Below are 18,696 nucleotides of genomic sequence, written 5' to 3' on the forward strand. Positions count from 1 at the left end.
GCAACACCACGTGCATCACAGCTTCGGCAAGGCCACCGCGCTGTGAGCAAGACCGTGCTTGCCAGCCTGATGTGAACGCAGCACGGCGAAACCGTAAATCGCGAGCACGCAGATTGAGCAAGCCCCTGAGAACAGCAGCGCCGCCGTGTAGCCATAACGCTCGATTAGCATGCCTCCGACTGCTGGCCCGACCGCCGCGCCGATAGACAGGCAGAGCGCGCCCAGGGCCAGTAAGCGCCCCGACAAGTCAAACTCGGCCATCACACCGAAGGTGTAGGCCAGCACGAAGCTGATCGAGAACAGGAAGCACATCACCCCCGCCACGTAAGTAGTCAATGAGGAGAACTGCGCCAGCAGCACCAGGCCTGCCACCTCTGCGGCAATGATCACTGCCACCGGCAGGAAGCGCCCCGCCTTCAGCCCAAGGGACGAGGCAATAAAGCCCCCACCGGCATTGATGATGAAACCCACCGCCAGAACGGTGCCGATAGTGTCCGAGGATAGCCCGCTCTTCTTGCCCATCAACTCCAGAAACGCCCACACCGACATGATACCGGTCAGGAAAACCAGGCTGGCGAACAAGCTCAGCCAGGCAATAGTGCGGCTTTCACGGCACATGACTAGCGCTTCGGCATCGCGGGTTTTCTGTAGTCGCGCGCTGCGTCTTGGCACCCACGGCAACGGCACCACTCCCATCAGCAAGAGGCTGATCACCAGGGCGATCAACATACCCTTGAATCCCCATTGTGGCATCACCGCTACGGGCAAGATGATCAGCAGCAACGCACCGGGCACTGTCTCCATGCCCAGCTTGAAACCGAATGCTCGCTCGGGTTGCGCACTGTCGCCGAAAATGGTCATCGCCAAGGCATAGAGCGCGCCTGTGCCGGCACCCGCCAGGGCCATCAGAAGCATCAGCGTTTCGTAGCCAGGGTTGCGCAGCATGCCCGCCAGAGCAGTGGCCACCAGCAGCGAAGACAGGGTGGAAATCACTCGCCAGTTCAGGCGCTGAACCCAGAGCAACGAGCCCAGGCCGAGCACTCCGAACCCCAGGTTCATAGCCATGGCCAAACTACCCAGTTGCTGCTCGCCATAACCGAACTGGTCTGCCAGCGCGCCAAAAAATACCGGCAACACATTGAGGAGCAAGGCCCCGCCTGCAGAAACCAGGCCGGCGCAGATGTATACAGAAATCTTGTCAATCGGATTGAATGTTGTTGTTTTCATAGATTGATCCCGGATTGAAGGTACCGTGTTACAGCGTTTTAACGTGACCCTCCCTGACACGAGTGGCGCGCTTCAGCGGCGCCCCACTCGGTAGGCATTGAGCTGGCGAGCGACCTTTCCAAAGCTGCAGATCAGTGCGCGGAAGCGATCCTTGCCCGGTATGCGCCGGCGCGGGATCGAGCTCATGGCCTGCCAGGCCGGCGAGCCACCGGTCATGCCATCAACGATAACCTTGGCGATCACCTGGCTGGGCGTGACCCCGAAACCGGAATACCCCTGCACATAGAACACGTTGTCATGCCCCTCCAGCGTCCCCACCTGCGGGAACAGATTGAGCGTGCAGTCCATCGGGCCGCCCCAGGCCAAGTCGATGCGGGTATTGGCCAGGTAGGGAAACAGCCGCAGCAGCTTGTTATGGTTCCACGCCTTGAGGTCGCTTGGTACATACTCCAGTAGCATGCCGGCGGTGCCGTACATGAGGCGGTTGTCCGGGGTGATACGGTAGTAATCGATGATCGGCGTGATGTCGCTGAAGGCGCCGCGGATAGGGCTGATGCGCTGGATCACTTCATCCGGGAGCGGCTCGGTGACTGTGTTGAACGCGTACACGTTAATCGCACTACTGTCGAGCGAGCGGTCGAGCTTTTTCAGGAAGGCACCGCAACTGAACAGTAACTTCTCGGCTTTGACCGTTCCCTTAGCGGTGCGTACGGTGACCTTGGGGCCGTACTGCACGTGCAGTACCGGCGACTGCTCGTAGATGCGCCCACCATACAATTCAGTGAAGGCCTTGGCCTGGCCCAGCAATAAGTTGAGCGAATGCACCTGGCCGTTGCCCATATGCTTGAGGCCGCAAGTGTAGATCTCGGCGCCGACGATCTTGCGCACGTCGGCGCCCTCAAGGTAAGTAATCTCCTGGTCAGGATTGAGGCTCTGGAAGTCCTTTTCCCACGACTGCAACAGCTTACCTTGACGCTTGTTGAAGCCCATGTAGCCATAACCGTGGCGAAAGTCAGCCTGGATGTCATAGCGGGCTATCCGCTGCTTGATCAGGTTGGCACCCAAGTCGCTGATTTCGAAGATTGCCTTCAATCCCTCAGGGCCGACATCCCTCTCAATGGTTTCAAGATCATGGCCGATACCGGCCATTACGTGCCCACCATTACGTCCGGAGCCGCCGAAGCCGAGGGTATTGGCTTCGAGCACCACGACATCGGTAATCCCGCGCTCGGCCAGTTCCAGGGCGGTGTTGATACCTGAGAAGCCACCGCCGATGATCACCACCTGCGCTTCGATATCACCTTCCAGGTCACCGTAATGAAGATCGTACTTGCGGGTCATGGAGTAGTACGAAGTTGGGTTTTCCAACGATAGAGACATGACAGACCTACCTTCTTGAGGGTGGGTATACACCCGCGAGTCTTCAGTTGCGCGCTCGTTGCTTGGTTAGCCGGGTGCCCTTTTGCACATACAGTGTGCAACGCCCGGCGCGCATCTGGCATGTCTCGGATTGCCGGGCTTTTGGTCGTGGTTGCCAGCACCCCTCCGACCCGTTTTTTGAAAAAGCCCTGCAAAACCTCCCGCTAGAGGCCGTAAGCCCGAATGTTGTTCCTTTTCTGTTGATAAAGCCCAGGAAACCAGACTACGTCAGGCAGACGTACCGTTCAGGCGCAAGTAGAGAGGGCCCTACAGTTGGCAAACATCTACCCAATCCACGCGGCATCAATAGCACGTCTTTCGATTAGACTTCAGCGGTCTCAAGGACTAACTTTTAGTAACCTATCCCTCATCCAGTGCCTTGATGCCCTCACCATGCTCTTGCACGACAAATACAGGAATCCGCTCGCAAGGCGGTGTTTGTTCATGCGCAAGATTCACGGAGGCTGTCGAGCACCCAGATGAACAGGAGCCACATCCGTCACCACAGGCTCCTGCGCGCGCGGGCCTCAGGCGCTGCCAAAGCCTGCGCGCTGCGAAAGCGACAATCAGTACAACAATAAGGTATTGCACTATCAAGCTCATGAAGCTGCTCGCATGACATGGTAGGTAACCCAGGCCATCACGTAAGCCACCACAAACATGTACCCGAAGGCCAGGCCAACCTGCCGCCAACTGGCCGTTTCCTTGCGGATCACCGCCAAGGTCGACATGCACTGCGGGGCGAAAGCGAACCACACCATAAGTGAAAGCGCGCTGGCTATCGAGACCTGCGTCGAAAGCGCGTGGCTCAGCGATGTCACATCATCAGGATTGGCCACAGCATATACAGTCGCCAATGTAGCGACTGCGGTCTCACGCGCTGCGAATGCAGGGATCAAAGCCAAGGTAATTTGCCAATTGAATCCGAGTGGAGAAAACAACGGCTGCAATGCATGGCCAAGGTATCCGGCAATGCTGTAATCGATCGAAGCACCTGAGGCGACGGCTGGCGGACCAGGAAAGACAGAGATGAACCACATGATGATCGTGAGCGCGAGAATGACGCCGGTGAGTTTCCTCAGGAACAGATGCCCTCGCTCCCACAACCGCAGCGCCAGGTCACGAAACCGCGGCAAGCGATAGGCTGGCAACTCCAGCAACAACAGCGGCTGTTGCATGGCCGTCGGACGTAGATGTTTGCATACCCAGCCTACGGCCATGGCACCGCAGATACCCAACAAATACAGCCCAAGCAGCACGACCCCCTGCAGGCTAAATACGCCCGCGACGGTTGCGTCGGGTATGACCGCACTGATGAGTAACGCATAGACCGGCAGACGCGCCGAACAGGTCATCAACGGGGCAACCAGAATGGTCGTCAGACGATCATGGCGATCACCGATACTGCGAGCCCCGATAATTCCCGGTATTGCGCAAGCGAAGCTCGACAACAGCGGAATGAAAGAACGGCCGGTCAGCCCTACCCCACGCATCAATCGGTCGAGAATGAACGCGGCTCGCGGCAGATAGCCCGACTCCTCCAGCACGAATATGAAGAAAAACAGAACGAGGATTTGTGGCATGAAGCCGAGTACTGTCCCCAACCCGCCAATCAAACCGTCGCAGAGCAAGCCCTGTAGCGGGCCGGCTGGGAGCAACCCGGCCACGAAGCTGGCCAATCCATCGGATGCGCCTGCGATTGCATCCGTCATGGGTTTGCCGAGCAGGTACACCCCTTGGAACACCATGAACATGACGCTGATCAACGCGGCCGGGCCCACGATGGGATGAAGCAACCACCGATCGACGGTATCGACTCCCGCGCCTGAAAGCTGTGGTTTCTGTACGCATGCTCCAAGTATCTGGCGCACCTGGGCATGCAGATCGGTGTCAGCGGTAGAGCCGGGCGCAACGGCTGAGGGGGCCGTGGATGTGCCGTCGAGCATTTTGAGCAATGCTTCGGCCCCATCGCGGCGAACCGCGACCGTCTCGACTACCGGCATGCCCAGCAATGCCGACAGCTTGCACCTGTCGATGGTGATTCCACGTTTGCGCGCAGCGTCCGCCATGTTCAGGACCAGGATGATCGGAATGCCAAAACGTCTGACTTCCAGTACGAAGCGCAACTGGAGGCGAAGGTTGGTGGCATCTACGACGCACAGCAAAAGATCCGGTGCACGTTCACCTGGATAGGCACCTTGGAGAACCCGGAGGGTCACGCGTTCATCCTCGCTCACGCTCGATAACCCATAGGTGCCTGGCAGATCAATGACCTGGGAAGTACCACCCGAAGGCATCCGCAGGGTGCCCTCTTTGCGTTCAACCGTAGCGCCTGCGAAATTGGCCACTCTTTGCCGCGCACCGGTCAACAAATTGAATAACGCTGTTTTGCCACAGTTGGGCGTACCGACCAGTGCAATACGATTGGCCGCCATCAGCCTGCCACCTCAACCAGGATCATCTTCGCTTCGCTTTTGCGCAAGGCGAAACGAGTAGCTCCAACCTGAACCAGAATGGGGTCTCCACCCCAAGGCGCGTACGCCACCACCGTCACAGGTTCACCGGGGACCAGGCCGATGTCCTGAAGCCTCTGGGCAAGCATTGTCGTGGAATCGGAATGTACGATTTCGCTGACCACTGCGGGTTGATGACGCTTGAGATCGGACAGATGCATTTCGCCCCAAAATGATAATGATTTGGATTTGCGAAGAATGCTATGCCGGCGCCATGAACGATGCAATATAAGTGAATATATCTTCATTTACCGTCATTTCCCTGCGGAAAGACGGCACAGTTTCATCCGCGCAATCACTGGAGATATGCATATCCAAGGCTGTGTTCGAGCGCGTTGTAAAAAATTTCATCCGGTGCATGCTGTCTCACCCGATCGAGTAGCACGGCGATATCAACACATTCATAAAACTCATTGATAGAAGGCGAAATATCCGTTTGTAGTGCAGCCAGCGTTCACTGATTATTGATGTACTCGCTGCCTGCCCCTCATGCACTCATGCCGAGGTAGCAAGCGTTGAGCATTTCCGTGATCAGTTTTTCATAAGAGGCCATCCCCCGATGATCGCCCAGCTTCCGACCCGCGCACCTTCAGCCGATTATTCCGCGTTCCTCGACGCCCTGCGTGCCTCAGGCTTTCGTGGACAGTTCAGCGCCGATTACGCCACCCGCACGGTGCTCGCGACCGACAACTCGATCTACCAGCGCCTGCCCCAGGCGGCAGTGTTCCCGCTAGACGCAGACGACGTCGCGCGCGTGGCGACGCTGATGGCCGAACCGCGGTTTCGCCAGATCAAGCTGACCCCGCGCGGCGGTGGCACCGGGACCAACGGCCAGTCGCTGACCGACGGTATCGTCGTCGACTTGTCACGGCACATGAACACCATCCTTGAAATCAACGTCGAGGAGCGTTGGGTACGTGTCCAGGCCGGCGTGGTCAAGGATCAGCTAAACGCAGCGCTCAAACCCCATGGTCTGTTCTTCGCACCCGAACTCTCGACTTCCAACCGAGCTACCGTCGGCGGCATGATCAACACCGACGCCAGCGGCCAAGGCAGTTGCACCTACGGCAAGACCCGTGACCATGTATTGGAGCTGGACACCGTGCTCCTCGGTGGCGAACGCCTGCACAGCCAACCGATCGACGACAACGCGCTGGACCATGCCTGTGCCCGGTCCGATCGCGTCGGCGCGATCTACCGCATGGCCCGGGAGATCCAGGAAACCAAGGCTGAACTCATCGAGTCGATCTTCCCTAAACTCAACCGTTGCCTCACCGGCTATGACTTGGCGCACCTGCGGGACGAGCACGGCCGTTTCAACCTCAACAGCGTGCTGTGCGGCGCCGAGGGGTCGCTGGGCTATGTGGTCGAGGCCAAGCTCAACGTACTGCCGATCCCCAAGTACGCCGTACTGGTGAACGTGCGCTACGCAAGCTTCATGGATGCGCTGCGCGACGCCAACGCACTGATGGCGAAAAAGCCGCTGTCAATCGAGACCGTAGACTCGCGTGTATTGCTGCTGGCGATGAAGGACATCGTCTGGCACAGCGTTGCCGAATACTTCCCAGCCGACGCCGACCGTCCGACCTTGGGTATCAACCTGGTGGAGTTTTGTGGTGACGAGCCGGCAGAGGTCAATGCCCGGGTACAGGCTTTCGTCGAGCATTTACAGGCTGACACCAGCGTCGAGCGCCTGGGGCACACCCTGGCCGAAGGTGCTGAGGCGGTAACCCGCGTCTACGTGATGCGCAAGCGCTCGGTGGGCCTGCTCGGCAACGTCGAAGGCGAAGTACGCCCGCAGCCGTTCGTCGAGGACACCGCAGTGCCGCCAGAGCAACTGGCCGACTACATCGCCGAGTTCCGCGCGCTGTTGGACAGCTACGGGCTGACCTATGGCATGTTCGGTCACGTCGACGCCGGCGTGCTGCACGTGCGCCCCGCGCTGGACATGAAGGACCCGGCCCAGGCGGCCCTGGTAAAACCGATTTCCGACGCCGTGGCGGCGCTGACCCACAAATATGGTGGCCTGCTCTGGGGCGAGCATGGCAAGGGCTTGCGCTCGGAATACGTGCCCGACTTCTTTGGTGAGCTGTACCCGTCGCTGCAGGCACTCAAAGGTGCTTTCGACCCTCACAACCAGCTCAACCCCGGCAAGATCTGCACACCGCCAGACAGCGTCGAAGACCTTATCAAGGTTGACGGTGTCACCCTGCGCGGCGATTTGGACCGCACCATCGACGAGCGCGTGTGGCAGGATTTCCCGAGCGCCGTGCACTGCAACGGTAACGGTGCCTGCTACAACTACGACCCCAACGACGCCATGTGCCCGTCGTGGAAAGCCACCCGCGAGCGTCAGCATTCGCCCAAGGGCCGTGCCTCGTTGATGCGCGAGTGGCTGCGCCTGCAGGGTGAGGCCAACATCGATGTACTGGAGTCTGCTCGCAAGAAGGTGTCGTGGCTCAAGGGGCTGCCGACGCGGTTGCGCAACAACCGTGCGAGAAACCAGGGTCAAGAGGACTTCTCCCACGAGGTATACGACGCCATGGCTGGTTGCCTGGCGTGCAAATCGTGCGCCGGACAGTGCCCTATCAAGGTCAACGTACCGGACTTCCGCTCGCGCTTCCTGCAGCTGTACCACGGCCGCTATCAGCGCCCGCTGCGGGACTATCTGATCGGTTCGCTGGAATTCACCATTCCCTACATGGCCCACATGCCAGGGCTTTACAACGCGGTAATGGGTTCGCGCGTTGTCAGCAGGCTGCTGGAAAAGCAAGTGGGTATGGTGGACAGCCCGCTGATCAGCCGCTTCAACTTCCAGGCTACCCTCAGCCGTTGCGGGGTCCGTGCCGCCAGTGTAAAGGCCCTGCGCGAGCTGACCCCGGCACAGCGCGAGCGCAGCATCGTGTTGGTGCAGGATGCATTTACCCGCTACTTCGAAACACCCCTGCTGGCCGCCTTCATCGAACTGGCCCATAGCCTCGGCCATCGGGTTTTCCTGGCCCCTTACAGCGCCAATGGCAAGCCGCTGCATGTCCAAGGCTTCCTCGGCGCGTTCGCCAAGGCGGCAATCCGCAACGCCACCCAGCTCAAGGCATTGGCCGACTGCGGAGCGCCACTGGTGGGCCTGGACCCGGCCATGACTCTGGTGTACCGCCAGGAGTACCAGAAGGTGCCAGGCCTTGAGGACTGCCCGAAGGTACTGCTGCCCCAGGAATGGTTGATGGACGCACTGCCGGAACAGGCGAACACGGGCAAGGGGGCTTTCCGCCTGATGGCGCACTGCACCGAAAAAACCAACGTACCCGCCAGCACCAAGCAGTGGGAGCAGGTTTTCGCTCGACTGGGGCTCAAGTTGGTGACAGAGGCAACCGGTTGCTGCGGGATGTCGGGTACCTATGGGCACGAAGCACGCAATCAGGAAACCTCAAAAATTATCTTTGATCAGTCCTGGGCGACCAAGCTGGACAAGGAAGGCGAAGCGCTGGCGACCGGTTATTCCTGTCGCAGCCAGGTGAAGCGGATGACGGACAAAAAGTTGCGGCATCCGCTGGAAGTGGTACTGGAGTGCGCTCGGGACTTACGAGCGCCTTGACACTCTTAGGGTCGCCTGACACAAGCGAGCCAGGGCTGATGCCTGTCAGTGAGCGCTTGCTTCGCTGTTGCTGGGGCTGCTTCGGGACCCATCGCGACACCAGGCCGCTCCCACAAGGACCTCGCATCAGCCCATTTTCGGGCGAGTGCAGATCTCTGTAGGAGCAGGCTTGCCTGCGATGGGCCGCAGAGCGGCAACAATTGGCTTGACTGACTGACATTAAGGACTGGCTTTATCTACATCAGGAACTCCGGGGCATCAGCAAAAACTGATTTCCAGATTTCCATCACAGCCAAGCAATGCTTCAACGTGCTTCCCGCAGGGTCGAACAGCACGATCTATCAATGGTTGGTTCGACGCGAGCTCTTGTGCCGTAAGCAGTGGGTATCACCGCCGCCCCACTCGGTAAGCATTCAACTGGCGGGCGACCTTTCCGAGACTGCAGATCAGCGCACGGAAGCGATCCTTGCCTGGGATGCGCCGGCGCGGGATGGAGCTCATGGCTTGCCAGGCGGGTGAGCCACCGGTCATGCCATCAACGATGACCTTGGCGATCACCTGGCTGGGCGTGACACCAAAGCCGGAATAGCCCTGCACGTAGAACACGTTGTCGTGCCCCTCCAGCGTCCCCACCTGGGGGAACAGGTTGAGCGTGCAGTCCATCGGGCCACCCCAGGCCAAGTCGATACGGGTATCGGCCAGGTAGGGAAACAGCCGCAGCAGCTTGTTGTGGTTCCATGCCTTGAGGTCGTGCGGCACGTACTCAAGCAGCATGCCGGCAGTGCCGTACATGAGGCGGTTGTCCGGGGTGATGCGGTAGTAGTCGATGATCGGCGTGATGTCGCTGAAGGCGCCGCGGATGGGGCTGATACGCTGGATGAGGGTGTCAGGCAACGGCTCAGTGACGGTATTGAATGCGTACACGTTGATCGTAGTGCTATCGATCGAGCGGTCGAGCTTATCGAGAAAGGCGCCGCAGCTGAACAACAGCTTTTCGGCCTTGACCGTGCCTTTGGCGGTACGCACAGTGATCCTGGGCCCATACTGGATCTGCAGCGCTGGCGACTGTTCATGGATGCGCCCGCCATACCGTTCGGTGAAGGCCTTGGCCTGACCCAGCAACAGGTTGAGTGAGTGCACCTGGCCGTTACCCATGTGCTTGAGGCCGCAGGTGTAGATGTCGGCACCGACGATGCTGCGCACTTCGGCGCCCTCGAGGTAGGTAATCTCCTGATCAGGATTGAGGCTCTGGAAGTCCTTGGCCCAGCCCTGCAGCAGCTTGCCCTGGCGCTTGTTGAAGCCCATGTAGCCATAACCGTAACGAAAGTCCGCCTGGATGTCGTAGCGCTCGATGCGCTGTTTGATCAGGCTGGCGCCCAGATCGCTGATCTCGAAGATCGCTTTCAATCCCTCGGGGCCGACATCCTTTTCGATGGTTTCCAGATCATGGCCAATGCCGGCCATCACATGCCCGCCATTGCGCCCCGAGCCGCCGAAGCCCAGGTAATTGGCCTCCAGCACCACCACGTCAGTGATCCCACGCTCTGCCAGTTCCAGCGCGGTGTTGATACCCGAAAAACCACCGCCGATGATCACGACCTGCGCATCGACATCCCCCTCCAGATCGGGGTAATGCAAGTCGTACTTGCGGGTCATGGTGTAGTAGGTGGACGGATTTTCCAACGAGAGTGACATTGAGCACCTGCTTGTTTTTATTGGTCACACGCCCGTTCCACTGACTTGGCCATTGGCCTGGATCGCAAATCGCCCCGTCAGAAACAGGCGCAGAGGCAGCACGGGCGCCTGCCTGGAACCAGGGTCCAAGGCAGGCCCTTTGTCAGGAAAGATTCAAGCTTCGAACCGCCCCATACCATAGAAGTCCGCGACGATTGTCCAGGCATCGCCCTGCTTGCGCCACGTGGTCAGCGAGCGGAACGCAATGGGCTCGCCTTGAGGGCTGGGCGAAGACCAATGCAGCCAGGTCACGACACAGTCCTCAACCACCTGGAACTGCTGGTGAATACTGATGGTCAGCGAGGGGGTGAACTCGAACATGTGGGCAATCGTCTCTCGCAGCTCAGCTTCACCTGACACGATCGCGGGGGCTCCTTCACCGCAAACCGTGGCATCAGCGGCAAAAAGCTTGAGCACACCTTCAACATCCTGAGCGCGGCAACGCTCCTGCAACTGGTGTACGGTCAGATCGACGGACATTTTCAACTCTCCTGTGTCTATTTTCATGAGGGGGTTTTGACACCTGAAAAAGTTTGCGACACTGCCCCGCATGACATTGGGCTACGCTTGACATCCTTTTTGCCGAGCGTGACATTCCTATAAAAGACAACCCAGTCAGAGGCCTGACCTTGCTAACTTTGGACACCCTTGATCCTCGTTCGCTCTCAAGTGATATCCATACCTGGATGGAACAGGTCAGTCGTTTATGCGGCCGTTATCGAGCGATTCACGCACTGCCTTCCATACAGTGGGCGATTGAAAACCACGCCGCTACAGACTGCATTCGCATGGTGACCAACTGTGACCAGATGACTCGCAGCCAGGCCGATGCCAGGCGCGACACGCAGGACTTCTACTTTCTCGTACTTCAATTGAACGGCCTGGCTGACATGACTCAGGGCGAACGCACCGTTCGGCTTTCCCCTGGTGATCTGGTGCTGATAGACAGCACATGCAGCTCAAACTTCCACTTCGGCATCAAGGGCACCCTGTCGGATCAGGTTTCCCTGATTTTACCCCGCGAGCGACTGAGCGTCGTGTTCGAGGGCCGGGCACCTCGTACTGCCGCTGCGATAGCCGCCACAAGCTTCAATGCAGGCATGCTGGGCACATTGGTCGGTCAGCTTTACATGAATGCCTCACCCAGCGAGGCGCATCACGACGCGCTAATCGATGCCACACTGAGTCTTCTACGCCCCGAATTGGGCCTGGAGGAGATACAACCACTTGAATTGCTCAAAGCCAGTAAGGATAAATTACTGCGTAGGGCAGTGGCGATCATCGACGCCAACCTGTCCAATCCTGATTTCAAAGCGCAAGACATCGCGTTGCAAATGGGTACCTCGCTGAGGAACCTGCATCGGGTTTTTGCCCGACACAGCACAACGCCAGGGCGCTTCATCATCGACCAACGCCTACACCTCAGCGCAGCACGCCTGCGGCAAGCGCCCCACCTGTCAATTTCAAATATCGCGTTTGACTGCGGGTTCGTCGATTTGAGCCATTTTTCCAAAGCCTTTCGCCGATACTTCGGCGTGACCGCAAGGGCATTTCGCAGCCAGTTGCTGATCAAGTAGAGGTCGCGCCAAATATGGGTATGTTTTTCAAACGGTCCTTTTACACCCCAGATATTCGGGCAAACACAGACACACACTTATATTTATAAAACCACGAAAAAGCACTTGAACTCTCGCGCCGAAAGTTCAAGTGCTGAGTACCAGAAACGGTATTACCCGCAACGTTTATCCACTGCAATGCATTGCCTGCCGATATGCACCATCAGAAACGCATCATCACTGATTTAAGCTCGGTGTAATCGTCAATGAATGCGCTGCCAAACTCGCGCCCCACACCTGAGCTCTTCACACCGCCGAACGGTACAGCCGGGTCCAGGAAGGTATGCATGTTGATCCACACCGTGCCGGCCTCGATACGCGGCACCAGGCGCATCGCTTTGGACAGGTCGTTGGTCCAGACGCTCGCGCCCAGGCCAAATGGCGAATCGTTCATCATGCGCACCAGTTCGTCCGCATCGTCGAAGGGCAGCACGGTCACGATCGGGCCGAACGTTTCTTCCTGAAGGAGCGGGTCGTGTTCACCTTCGGCCTTGATCAGCGTAGGTTGAACGAAGTAGCCAGGTCGTGAAACCGGCTGGCCGCCGCAGATCACTTGCTGGCGTTCATTGGCGCGAGCAAGGAACGCGAGAATCTTGTCGTAGTGCGCCTTGTTGGCAAGCGGGCCGAACTGCGCCGACTCGTCCATGGCCCCGCCCACTTTCAAGGTGCCGAGACGCTCTGCCAGCTTGGCGCAGATCGCGTCTACCTTGCTGCGATGGATATAGAGACGTTCCGGCGCAGCGCAGACCTGGCCCTGGTGAACATACGCGGTCTGCAGAATACCCTCGACCGCTGCATCGACATCGATATCGGCAAGGAACGCCGCCGGGTTCTTGCCGCCCAGTTCCAGGGTGACACGGGTCAGGTTGGCGTTGAGCGCCGCCTTGCCCACTGCAATACCGGTCGGCACGGAGCCGGTGAACGACACCTTGCCCACATCCTTGTGGTTGATCAGTTGCTGGCCGATGCCACCGCGCCCGTTGACGATGTTCAGCGCGCCCGTCGGAACCCCGGCCTCGACCGCCAGTTCTGCGATGCGCAGCAGCGACAGTGGCGTGAACTCGCTGGGCTTGACCACGATGGTGCAGCCACAGGTCAGCGCCGAGGCAATCTTCCAGATACCGATCATCAACGAGAAGTTCCACGGCGTGATGCCGGCCACCACGCCGACCGCTTCGCGACGGGTGAACGCAGCGTACTGCTCGCCCTGGAAAGACGGCAGCGACGGAGTCATGGTCTGTCCATGGATTTTGGTGGCCCAACCGGCGAAATAGCGCAGAAACACCACGCTTTGCGGCACTTCGAGCTGACGAGTGAGGTGGATCGACTTGCCGGAGCTAAGCGATTCGAGCTGGGCCAGCTCCTCGGCATTGGCCTCGATCAGATCGGCCAGACGGTTAAGGGCTACACCGCGCAGGTAGGGCGAAGTGTTTCCCCAGGTGCCATGAAATGCCTTTTTCGCCGCCGCCACGGCCTCATCGACCAGCGCTTCGCTCGCTTGCGCAACGCGCGTCAGGACAGATGCAGTGGAGGGATCGACCACGTCGATCTGCTCTGCGTTCGACTCGCTGACATAGCGCCCGTCAACGAAGCTGCCGGGCGTGTTGTCGAGAAAGCGCTGGACGCTGGGGAGAAGCTGGATATCGCTCATGGAACCACCTGTAGGCAAGAAAATGAATCAATTCACGCAAAAGCATCAGCCGAGGTTACCCGGCCACTGGCTGCTGCACTTGTTCATCTCTGTCAACGGTTTGTGCCGTTGTGCCAAACAGCCTACAGCAGTGCCTAGCCCTTGTCGGGCACAGGCAGCGCCGCATCGCTGTTCCAGGCCGTGACCGGGCGGCTGAACAGGTTCTCGGTCTCAAAGTGCGCAATGCGCCACTGCTGGTCCTCCAACTCGAAGCGCACATTCAGGCGTGCGGCATTGAGATGGGAGGCACCGTCACTGAACGTGCTGGTCTGGAGCATCACCCAGGTTGCCTGCCCGTGTTCGCCATCCACCTCGATGACCTCGCTGGTCAGGAAGTGCACGTTCAGGGCGAAGTGGGCTGGTGTCTTCATGTAGGTGGCGAACATTGACCTGATCGCCTCCCGCCCCCGGTAGCCGCCGAAGCTCGACGCATACTTGGCACCCTTCCCTTCCCACACGGCGTTACGGGTGAACAGAAGCGCCAACTCATCCAGCGGCGTAGAGGCATCCAGCGCATCGCACAAGGTCATGTAGCGGTTGATGCAAACCCGGATGGCTTGCTGGCTTTCAAAGCTGCGCAAGCGCTCGCGCAGTTCGGCAATCTCGGTCATGGACAAGCTCCCGCAGTCAGTTCAGCTATTGCGTGTGGGGCTGGCTACTACCAGCCCCAGGTTTGGATCAATTGGGCTTGGCGCCGTGGATGTTCTGCAGCAAGCGCTCGGCAACAGCAAGCAGTTTCTCATCGGCACCTTTGGCACCAACAAGCTGCAGTCCGACCGGCAGCCCCGACTCACTGCCCAGTGGAATGGACAATGCCGGGTGGCCAGACAGGTTGAAAGGCCTCACCAGCGATGTCATGCCGAGCACAGCACGTGTGTCGCTTGCGTCCTCGATACGCAGTGGGAAATCTGGCATGGTCGGCAGCGCCAGGACATCGAATCTGGTCAGCGCCAGATCCACTTCTTCAGTGAAGCGCTGACGCACCTCCTCTGCCTCTGCCAGCGCCGTGTCGGTCGTTTGCCCCGCGGCAGCCAGCCGCCCGGCGATGTCTGCGCCGACATTGCCGGTTGCCAGAAGATGGCCACAGGCATCGAAGGTTTCACGATTAATGACCACCATGCCAGCATCGTAGGCGGCACCGAAGTGCTTGAATTCGACGTTGCCCAGGCTCAAGCCACTGGCAGTGAGTGCGCCATGAACGACCTTCTGGATAGCCGCTTCAGCCGTTACCCGAAGCACACCCACCTTGGCTTCGCGTGGCACTTGAGCTGCGACGAACGAGGGGTCGATCATGGACATGGCGCGTACGAGCATCGGCAAACTTGCAGCGAACGGCCCTACGCAGTCGAGGCTGGTACGGCTGGGCATCACGCCTTTACGACTGACCCGGCCGAAGGTTGGCTTGAAACCAAACACCCCGCAGCAACAGGCCGGTATACGCACCGAGCCTCCGGTGTCGGTGCCGAGGCTGAAATCAGCCAGGCCCGCGGCAACCGCTGCGGCCGACCCGCTGGAAGATCCGCCAGGAATCCGCCCGGGGTAATTGGGGTTCATGGCGGTGCCGGTGTAGTGGTTGATGCCCGTGGTCCCGAATGCCAACTCATGAAGGCTCACCTTGGCCGTCAAGCGGGCACCTGCTGCAAGCAGGTTGGCGACAACATCGGCATGCTGCGAGGCCAGGGGAGCCTGTTCAAGTGATTTGCTCGAGGCGCGGGTCGCGGTCCCGGCGACGTCGATAGTGTCCTTGACTGCGACCCTCGGGCCACTGCCACCCAGGTCAAGGGTTTCCACGATAATTGTCATGCTTAGCCGCCCTGTTCATGAATGAGTGTCGGAGCAATCCGACTGATGACTTACTTACTATTTACATGAAATATCAACTGAACATTCTACTAAATTGCTATTCTCTCCACTTGCCTGAATCCGCTGCACAAGGCGCCAGAAGATAGCCAAATTCGCTGAACCGGCTATGATGGCGCGACTATTTCCGCACAAGTAGTGAACCCATGAGTAACTCGAAACTGAAAAGCCACGCTCACCACGACCCCGCCAGCGATGAATTTCGCAAGGAAGATTTCCCGTTTTACTGGCTCGCCCGTGTTCACGGGCGCTACACGCAGAACATGGAACGACTGCTCAAGAAGGTCGATCTGGACGTACCCCGGTGGCGCGTGCTCTGGATCCTCAATGAGAATGGTCAGTCAAGCATTTCGGAAATTTCCACTCACGCTATTGCCAAGCTTTCGACCACGACCAAGATTGTCTACCGCATGAAAGACGACGGTCTGGTCGAGACTGCCCCTAGCCCAGAGGACGGTCGTGTCACTCAGGTGCAGATCACCAAGCAGGGGCTGCATATGATCGAGCGTATGCAGGACGTGACTCGAGAGCTGTTCCAGCGCAGCTTCAAAGGCCTCACGCAAGCTCAGGTACAGCGCTTGAACCAGATGCTCGAAGTGGTATTCCACAATCTCGAAACGTTTTAGTGGCTCCGACCCTCTCGCGGAAAAAAAGCCCAGCGAGCAACTGGGCGAAGAGGTAAGTGTTTTACGGTATCAGCACGCCTTGGAAGCATCTCCGAGTCGATGATAGGCACGGTTGAAATAGACCAGCCCGTCGTCGGCGCAGCCATGGCGAATGTCCTGGATCTCGCAGTAGAAAATACTGTGTGAACCCACTTCATGAACCTGCGCGATTCGACAATCGAAGTTGACCAGGGCCTCCTGCATCACTGGCGCCCCGCTCTCGAGCGTTGTCCAGTGGGTGCTGGCGAAGCGCTCGTCCATGTTCAGGTTGCGGTTGGCGAACGCACCCGACAGTTCCTGGTGGGTACCGGCCAGGACGTTCACGCACAGCGCCTTGTTGGCCTTGAATTGCTCGTTGGAGTAAGAAGACCGGTTCATGCACACCAGCAAGGTGGGGGGCGAATCGGTGACACTGCACACCGCAGAAGCGGTGAATCCGAAACGCCCGGCAGGACCATCGGTGGTGATGACCGACACGGCGCCACCGAGCATCGCCATTGCATTGCGAAATTGGGTTACGTCTACCATGGTCGTTCTCCTCAAATATCCAGCACGAGCTTGTTGGACCTGGCGCGCGAGCAACACACCAGAATCTGGTCGTTGGCGGCCTTTTCTTCGTCTGTCAGGTACACATCACGGTGATCGGGCTCACCCTCGAGCACTTCGCACATGCAGGTGCCGCACACGCCTTGCTCGCAGGAAATCTCGATCTTGATACCGACCTTGGCCAAGGCGTCGAGAATGGTCTGCCCTTCGGCAACCTGAACCGTCTTGTTGCTGCGCGCAGCGACCACTTCGAAACCACCGCCGCTGGCGTCCACCTCCACCTGGAAATATTCCTTGTGGATATGGTCTTCGGCATAACCCTGTTGGCGCGCACCGCCAATGACCCAATCCATGAAGCCTGCTGGCCCGCAGGTATACATGTGAGTCCCGGCGGTACCGCTGCCCAGTACCGCAGCCAGATCAAGGCGCTGAGCCGGATCTTCATCGTCGAAGTGGGTGACCACCCGTGCGCTGAAGGGGGCACTGGCCAGCTCATCGAGGAAGGCACTGTGGGTGCGCGAACGGCCACAGTAATGCAACTCGAAATCGGCGCCCTGCTGATGCAGGGAAAACGCCATGGCGATCATCGGCGTTATGCCGATACCACCACCCAACAAAATCGTACGCTTGGCGTCAGCGGCCAACGGGAACAGGTTGCGCGGGGTGCTGATCTGCACTTCGCGCCCTTCCAGCATGCCCTCATGCACGCCTATCGAGCCACCGCGCGAGGCCGGGTCTTTGAGCACACCCAGGCGATACACCGAAGGATCGGACGGATCGCTGCACAGCGAGTACTGGCGCACCAGATCGGGGGCGACATGGATATCCACATGCGCGCCCGCCTCGAAGGCCGGCAACGCCGCGCCGTCGGCACGCCCCAGATCCAGGACGACGACATCGGCCCCTTGGATTTCGCGCTTGCGCACGACAACATTCAACAGTTCTTCATTCATGGCGGTGTCCCGTAGTACAGCGAGGGCGACCAGGCGCCCCCGGAAAAATCAACGCATGAACAGCCCGCCGTTCACGTCCCAGGTCGCCCCGGTGGTGAAGTAGGCTTCAGGCCGCGCCAGTTGCACGATCAGTTGGCCGAGGAAATCGGCGTCGCCCAGCCGCTGTACCGGGATATTGGCCAGCAGCCCCTCCATGCGTTCAACCGGGACCGCCGCCCGCACCGCGGGCGAATCGATCGGCCCTGGCGCAATGGCATTGACGGTGACACCTCGGCTTGCAAACTCCTTGGCGAAGATTTTGGTCAGGGTGACGATCGCGCCCTTGCTCGCGGCGTAATGAGCGCCGGTGGCGGTACCACCGTTCTGCCCCGCCAGCGAAGCCATGTTGATGATCCGCCCGTAGCCGGCCTGGGCCATGTGCGCGCCAAGCACCTGGCACCCCAGAAACACGCTGCGCAGGTTCAGACCAACCACCGCGTCGAACTCCTCCGGGGAGATCTGCATCAGTGGCGTGGTTTTGGTCACTGCCGCGTTGTTGACAACCACGTGCAGGGCACCAAAATGCTCAAGCACCTGTACCAACGCCTGCTCGAAATCGGTTTTCGAACCCACGTCCAGCTTTACCGCCAGCGTGCGGCCGCCTGGCCCCTGCAGCTCGCGGGCTGTGGTTTCGGCTTGCGCCAGGTCGCGGTCGGAGACCACCACGTCGAAGCCTGCGGCCAGTAGCTGAGCGCAGAAACGCTGGCCTAGACCCTGCCCGGCGCCTGTTACCAATGCGACTTGGTTCATGATCGTCTCCTTCAGAGGATGTAACCGATACCGGCGAGGGTATCGTCGCTGTTGATCAGGCTGATCACCTTGCGGTGGATCCTGAAGCCGCC

The 18,696-nt window shown here is 59.2% G+C and carries 16 protein-coding genes; 3 read left to right on the forward strand and 13 right to left on the reverse strand.

Annotated elements, in window-relative coordinates:
- Positions 1–15 precede the first annotated feature (15 nt).
- From ACFY9W_RS24765 to ACFY9W_RS24785, 5 genes are all read right to left on the reverse strand, one after another.
- Positions 16–1,287 carry an MFS transporter gene (locus ACFY9W_RS24765; protein ID WP_391136046.1) on the reverse strand — a complete coding sequence of 424 codons (1,272 nt, stop codon included), beginning with the start codon at positions 1,285–1,287 and terminating at the stop codon, positions 16–18.
- Positions 1,288–1,299: 12 nt separating this feature from the next.
- Entirely contained in the window at positions 1,300–2,607 is a 1,308-nt protein-coding gene (locus tag ACFY9W_RS24770; RefSeq protein WP_391136049.1) for an FAD-dependent oxidoreductase, read from the reverse strand.
- A gap of 399 nt (positions 2,608–3,006) precedes the next feature.
- On the reverse strand, positions 3,007–3,249 hold the full coding sequence (locus tag ACFY9W_RS24775) for a FeoB-associated Cys-rich membrane protein (RefSeq protein ID WP_391136052.1): 243 nt from the start codon (positions 3,247–3,249) through the stop codon (positions 3,007–3,009).
- The gene (locus ACFY9W_RS24780) at positions 3,246–5,081 is read right to left on the reverse strand and encodes a FeoB small GTPase domain-containing protein (protein ID WP_391136055.1); all 1,836 of its coding nucleotides are present in this window, start codon (positions 5,079–5,081) and stop codon (positions 3,246–3,248) included. Before ACFY9W_RS24780 ends, ACFY9W_RS24775 begins: the two co-directional genes overlap by 4 nt.
- Positions 5,081–5,407: a FeoA domain-containing protein gene (locus ACFY9W_RS24785; protein ID WP_391136058.1), complete on the reverse strand. Its 327-nt coding sequence runs from the start codon at positions 5,405–5,407 to the stop codon at positions 5,081–5,083. Before ACFY9W_RS24785 ends, ACFY9W_RS24780 begins: the two co-directional genes overlap by 1 nt.
- Positions 5,408–5,718: 311 nt before the next feature.
- On the opposite strand from ACFY9W_RS24785, the gene ACFY9W_RS24790 reads away from it, so the two are divergent.
- Positions 5,719–8,751, forward strand: a complete 3,033-nt coding sequence (locus ACFY9W_RS24790; RefSeq protein WP_391136061.1) for an FAD-linked oxidase C-terminal domain-containing protein — start codon at positions 5,719–5,721, stop codon at positions 8,749–8,751.
- A 387-nt stretch (positions 8,752–9,138) separates the two neighbouring features.
- On the opposite strand, the gene ACFY9W_RS24795 is transcribed toward ACFY9W_RS24790, so the two are convergent.
- Complete coding sequence (locus tag ACFY9W_RS24795; protein WP_391136063.1) at positions 9,139–10,446, reverse strand: FAD-dependent oxidoreductase; 1,308 nt, start codon at positions 10,444–10,446, stop codon at positions 9,139–9,141.
- A gap of 153 nt (positions 10,447–10,599) precedes the next feature.
- Positions 10,600–10,965, reverse strand: coding sequence for a nuclear transport factor 2 family protein (locus ACFY9W_RS24800; RefSeq protein ID WP_391136066.1), 366 nt, complete (start codon positions 10,963–10,965; stop codon positions 10,600–10,602).
- Between the two features lie 149 nt (positions 10,966–11,114).
- On the opposite strand from ACFY9W_RS24800, the gene ACFY9W_RS24805 reads away from it, so the two are divergent.
- Positions 11,115–12,062, forward strand: a complete 948-nt coding sequence (locus ACFY9W_RS24805; RefSeq protein ID WP_391136069.1) for a helix-turn-helix domain-containing protein — start codon at positions 11,115–11,117, stop codon at positions 12,060–12,062.
- A gap of 202 nt (positions 12,063–12,264) precedes the next feature.
- Here ACFY9W_RS24805 and ACFY9W_RS24810 read toward each other — a convergent pair whose 3' ends face one another.
- From ACFY9W_RS24810 to ACFY9W_RS24820, 3 genes are all read right to left on the reverse strand, one after another.
- Entirely contained in the window at positions 12,265–13,752 is a 1,488-nt protein-coding gene (locus ACFY9W_RS24810; protein ID WP_391136072.1) for an aldehyde dehydrogenase family protein, read from the reverse strand.
- 134 nt (positions 13,753–13,886) lie between these two features.
- Positions 13,887–14,402 (reverse strand): nuclear transport factor 2 family protein, encoded by a 516-nt coding sequence (locus tag ACFY9W_RS24815; RefSeq protein WP_391136075.1) that lies wholly within the window; start codon positions 14,400–14,402, stop codon positions 13,887–13,889.
- Positions 14,403–14,469: 67 nt separating this feature from the next.
- Positions 14,470–15,594, reverse strand: coding sequence for an amidase family protein (locus ACFY9W_RS24820; protein WP_391136078.1), 1,125 nt, complete (start codon positions 15,592–15,594; stop codon positions 14,470–14,472).
- Positions 15,595–15,797: 203 nt separating this feature from the next.
- On the opposite strand from ACFY9W_RS24820, the gene ACFY9W_RS24825 reads away from it, so the two are divergent.
- Positions 15,798–16,277, forward strand: a complete 480-nt coding sequence (locus tag ACFY9W_RS24825) for a MarR family transcriptional regulator (RefSeq protein WP_391136081.1) — start codon at positions 15,798–15,800, stop codon at positions 16,275–16,277.
- A 69-nt stretch (positions 16,278–16,346) separates the two neighbouring features.
- Here ACFY9W_RS24825 and ACFY9W_RS24830 read toward each other — a convergent pair whose 3' ends face one another.
- The 3 genes from ACFY9W_RS24830 to ACFY9W_RS24840 are packed head-to-tail and all read right to left on the reverse strand — an operon-like array spanning position 16,347 to position 18,604.
- Positions 16,347–16,844 (reverse strand): flavin reductase, encoded by a 498-nt coding sequence (locus tag ACFY9W_RS24830; RefSeq protein WP_391136084.1) that lies wholly within the window; start codon positions 16,842–16,844, stop codon positions 16,347–16,349.
- 11 nt (positions 16,845–16,855) lie between these two features.
- Positions 16,856–17,815, reverse strand: a complete 960-nt coding sequence (locus ACFY9W_RS24835) for a 2Fe-2S iron-sulfur cluster-binding protein (RefSeq protein WP_391136087.1) — start codon at positions 17,813–17,815, stop codon at positions 16,856–16,858.
- 48 nt (positions 17,816–17,863) lie between these two features.
- Positions 17,864–18,604, reverse strand: coding sequence for an SDR family oxidoreductase (locus ACFY9W_RS24840; RefSeq protein WP_391136090.1), 741 nt, complete (start codon positions 18,602–18,604; stop codon positions 17,864–17,866).
- Positions 18,605–18,696 lie beyond the last annotated feature (92 nt).

The organism is Pseudomonas sp. NPDC008258, assembly GCF_042956345.1.
Lineage (GTDB): Bacteria > Pseudomonadota > Gammaproteobacteria > Pseudomonadales > Pseudomonadaceae > Aquipseudomonas.